This window comes from Streptomyces ossamyceticus (assembly GCF_001418475.1).
Lineage (GTDB): Bacteria > Actinomycetota > Actinomycetes > Streptomycetales > Streptomycetaceae > Streptomyces > Streptomyces ossamyceticus.
Genome location: NZ_LIQX01000281.1, coordinates 1 through 2010 on the forward strand (window position 1 = coordinate 1; position 2010 = coordinate 2010).

At 71.7% G+C, this 2010-nt stretch carries 3 protein-coding genes; 2 read left to right on the forward strand and 1 reads right to left on the reverse strand.

Features of this window, described 5'->3' with window-relative positions; all coding sequences use genetic code 11:
- The first annotated feature begins 91 nt into the window (after positions 1–91).
- Positions 92–673, forward strand: a complete 582-nt coding sequence (locus AOK15_RS21605; protein WP_055519392.1) for an Rv1733c family protein — start codon at positions 92–94, stop codon at positions 671–673.
- 184 nt (positions 674–857) lie between these two features.
- Here the strand turns inward: AOK15_RS21605 and AOK15_RS21610 are convergent, their stop codons facing one another.
- A complete protein-coding gene (locus AOK15_RS21610) occupies positions 858–1640 on the reverse strand; it encodes a pectate lyase (protein WP_055519395.1) in 783 nt (260 codons plus the stop codon).
- A 185-nt stretch (positions 1641–1825) separates the two neighbouring features.
- Between AOK15_RS21610 and AOK15_RS21615 the strand changes: the two genes are divergently transcribed.
- On the forward strand, positions 1826–2010 hold a 185-nt coding region (locus tag AOK15_RS21615; protein WP_157870331.1), incomplete at its 3' end, for a helix-turn-helix domain-containing protein.

A 2010-nucleotide genomic window follows, 5' to 3' on the forward strand; every position in this document is an offset into this window, starting at 1 on the left:
GGGTGACCCACGTCGCATGAGCAGGGGCGGGGCCGCCGCCGTATGGGAGTGCGGTCCGGCTGTCCTGTGTGCGTGAGGGAGGGTGCCCCCGATGGTGGCATTCCGTGGTCCGAAGGTGTGGCTGTGGCGCTGGCGGCGGAACCCGCTCAAACGGCGCGGTGACCGGCTGGAGTCCTGGGTCGTGCTCGTCGCCTGGGTCCTCACCGTGGGCGGTGGCCTGGTCGCGGGGCTGCTGTCCGCGGACTCCGTCGAGTCCGGTCTGGCCCGGCAGCGCGAGGAGTGGCGGCCCGTCGAGGCGCGGCTCGTCGAGGACGCCCCGGAGCCGGGCGCCGGCAGCGGCGCGGGGGCCGAGAAGGTGTGGGCGAAGGTGCGCTGGGCGGCGCCGGACGGCTCCGCGCGCGAGGGTCAGGCCCGGGTCGATCCGGCCGACGTCATGGGCACACCGGTCACCGTCTGGACGGATGCCCGGGGCCGGCTGGTGACCGAGCCCGCCGGGGAGGCCCAGGCCCGGCTGCGGGCCGGCCTGGTCGGGGGGCTGGCGGGAATCTTCGTGGCGGCCGTGCCCTTCGCGGGCGGCAGGCTCGTCCGCGGCCGTCTGGAGCGGCGCAGGATGGACCAGTGGGACGAGGCGTGGGAGCGCATCGCCCCGCTGTGGGAGCGCAAGATCTGGTGAGGGCGCCCCTGCCCTGATGGGTCACCCCCGGTCGACACCGGCCTCGCACGGGCGCCCCGGTGGTCGAACGCCGATCGCCGGGGCTGAACGCCGACGGCCGAGCACCGGGCGGCCGGACGAGGCCCGTGGGGGGAGACTCCGTCCGGCCGTGGGGAGCGGACTCACCGGTGGGTGACGAGCGGCCTCACCTGTAGGTGATGTCCGAGCCGGAGTACAGGCAGTTGGTGCTGTCGGGGCCCGTACCGACGGCCGTGTTGTTGTTGTACTTCTGGCAGGGCACGACCTTGCGGCCGCTGTCGTTGAGGATCGTGATCCTGCGCAGGGTCGCCACGTCACTGCGGTTGACGTTGATGCCGACGAGCCGGGCGGTGGAACCCGTGCCCGTGACCTCGATGTTGTTGAGGTTCACCTTGCGGGTGTACTGCGTGGAGCAGTCGCCGCAGGAGCGGTACAGCGTCTTGAACTCGCTGACCGCGAAGTTGGAGATGTTCAGGGTCCCCGGCCCGTTGTGCTGGAACACCTTGTCCGCGGCCTTCCTGGCGCCGCCGCCGGTCACCGTGTAGGTGGAGCCGCCGCGGAAGGTCGCGGCGTCCTCGCCGACGTCCTCCCACCACACGTTCTGCAGGGTGCAGTTGCCCTCGCAGTGGATGCCGTCGGCGCCGGGGGCGCCGATGATGACGTTCTTCAGCGTCGCGCCGGCCGCGAGTTTGAAGATCGGGTCCTGGCCCTCCTCCTGGCCGTCCCCGGCCAGATCACCGCTGCCGTAGTAGCGCTTCATGCCGCCGTCGCGGACGCCGGACACCGAGATGGTGGAGGTCACCGGCTGGTTGCCGGAGGCCGACGGCCAGGTCGCGGCGCTCGCCGGAGTGGCGCCGCTGGTCATGACCATGCCAAACGAAAGGCCGAACGCGGCCATGGTCCCGGTCAGCGCGCGCGTGCGGGCGCGCGTACGTGCCGCAGAAGTCATCGGGTCTCTCCTTCGTGGATACCCCGGCCTTCAGGCCGGGGCGGGGGTACCTCCCGCTTGCGGGGGAGAAATGAAGTCCCTGCGGAGCAGGGCAGGAAAGGCCGGTTCGCCGCCAGGGCGGACCGGCGTCCGTCATCCACCGGTCGGCACCGGCCGCTCACACGGAATCTGATACGGCGTGAGGCATGACGCAGCAGGTCAAGCGGGCTTTCAAGTACCGCTTCTACCCCACGGACGAGCAGGCAGCCGAGCTGTCCCGCACGTTCGGCTGCGTCCGTCTCGTCTACAACAAGGCACGGGAGGAACGCACGCGGGCCTGGTACGGCGAGCAGCGGCGTGTCTCCTACGTGCAGTCGTCCGCCGCGCTGAC

What these genes read in the sequence shown, in the direction of transcription:
- AOK15_RS21605 (WP_055519392.1), top strand. Translation starts at nt 92, where the DNA reads ATGGTGGCATTCCGTGGTCCGAAGGTGTGGCTGTGGCGCTGGCGGCGG.
- AOK15_RS21610 (WP_055519395.1), bottom strand. Translation starts at nt 1,640, where the DNA reads ATGACTTCTGCGGCACGTACGCGCGCCCGCACGCGCGCGCTGACCGGG.